2 protein-coding genes are annotated in these 1997 nt (G+C 37.4%); both read left to right on the forward strand.

What is annotated here, in order from left to right:
• A partial coding sequence (locus A9Q93_RS01560) for an alpha/beta hydrolase (protein WP_303685624.1) occupies nucleotides 1-1110 on the forward strand: 1110 nt, incomplete at its 5' end.
• 1 nt (nucleotide 1111) lies between these two features.
• A partial coding sequence (locus A9Q93_RS01565) for a DNA repair protein RadA (RefSeq protein WP_303685625.1) occupies nucleotides 1112-1997 on the forward strand: 886 nt, incomplete at its 3' end.

Here is a 1997-nt window from a genome sequence, read left to right on the forward strand (position 1 = left end):
TACCGCTCGTTTCCTAGTGATGTATTAGGTAAAGATCGTAATGTAAAAATACTCAAACCTCGCAACTATGCTCAAAATCCTGAAAAAACCTATCCGCTTATTATAGTCCTTGATGGTGATTATCTTTTTGAGCCAGTCGCCGGTACGGTAGATTATTTATCCTATTGGGACCAGATGCCAGAGTCATTTGTTGTAGGCATTAACCAGCGAGAGAGTCGCTATGATGAATCTGAAATCAACAGGGAATCTGGTTTTCCTGAGGCTCAAACTATGAAATTTATGGATTTTGTAATGGAACTGAAACAGACTATGGAAGATGAGTATCGTGTGGCGCCATTTACAGTTATAGTAGCAAAAGATATTACAGCAAACATTGCTAGTTATTACTTAATGCGTAAAAAAATACCAGTAAATGCACTACTGCAAATAGATCCTGATTATTCAACTTTAATACAGCAAAATCTCATCAACAAGTTGAGCCAGTTAGAAGAATACAATTATTTTTATGTCGCCACTCCAGAAAGTAATAACACATTAAGCGAGCTAATTACCGAAGAAACAGACTCTCTATTTGCTACTAAAAAGAATCTGAATTTAAAGTATGATAAAATAGAAGACACTAACAAGTATAATGTGTCAGCTCACGCTATTCCTAGAGGTTTACAATTTATCTTTCAAGAATACTCACTTATTGAAGGTGAGAAACTTCTTGAGGCAGATCTTGCCGAAGAAGCGAAATACGAAGGGAAAGAGAATAAGAAAGATATGGTAAAGGTGATTGATCGCATTCTAGAGAAATATGAAATGATCAAAGAAGTTTATGGTGTAGACATGAAATTGCGTCTGGTAGATTTAGTAACTGTTGCTGAGTATGTAGAATCAAAAAAAGACTGGGATCAACTCATTGATATAGGCGTTCTTGCTAATAAAGAGTATCCAGATTTACTGTACGGTCGTTATGTAGAAGGTTTAGGTTATGAAGGAATAGGTAGAAACTCTAGAGCCATCAAATCATTCAACGCTGCTTACGGACTTCAACCTGCAGTGGGAATTACAAAGGACGATGTCCTAGATAAAGTAGAATTACTACAGATAAAAGAAAAAGATTAAAATGGCCAAAGTAAAAACGACTTGGTTTTGTCAGAATTGTGGAGCGCAACATTCTAAATGGCAAGGTCAGTGTTCTTCCTGTAAAGAATGGAATACACTAGTAGAAGAAGTCGTGCAAAAGGAAGTTAAAAAATCATGGGAAAGTGCTGTTAGTGATGTTCCGCTTTCGCGAAAGCGTGCACCACAACCACAATTAATCTCAAAAATAAATACTACCGAAAGTCCACGATTAGATACCACAAATGCAGAATTTAACCGAGTATTAGGTGGCGGCTTAGTTCCTGGATCTATCTCTCTTTTAGGTGGTGAACCTGGCATAGGAAAATCTACCTTATTATTACAAGTCTGTCTCAATTTACCCTATAAAACACTTTACGTATCTGGAGAAGAAAGCGCACAGCAAATAAAAATGCGAGCAGATCGTATTAAAAACGATGCGGTGAATTGCTACATTCTTACCGAGACTAAAACCCAAAACATCTTCAGGCAAATTACAGAAGTAGAGCCAGATGTATTGATTATAGATTCTATACAAACACTACAAACTGATCATATAGAAAGCTCACCAGGAAGCGTTTCTCAAATAAGAGAATGCACGAGTGAATTGATCAAGTTTGCCAAAGAAACCAACACACCTGTTCTTCTTATAGGCCATATTACCAAAGATGGTAACATTGCTGGACCTAAGATCTTAGAACATATGGTAGACACGGTTTTGCAATTTGAAGGAGATCGCAACCATACATACCGCATTTTGAGAGCACTTAAAAACCGTTTCGGTAGTACGCACGAGATAGGTATTTATGAAATGTTAGGACATGGATTGCGCGAGGTGATGAACCCTAGCGAGATTCTCATTTCTCAACGTGGTGCCAACTTAAGTGGTA

The sequence above is a fragment of the Nonlabens dokdonensis genome, assembly GCF_002162835.1.
GTDB classification, from domain to species: domain Bacteria; phylum Bacteroidota; class Bacteroidia; order Flavobacteriales; family Flavobacteriaceae; genus Nonlabens; species Nonlabens dokdonensis_B.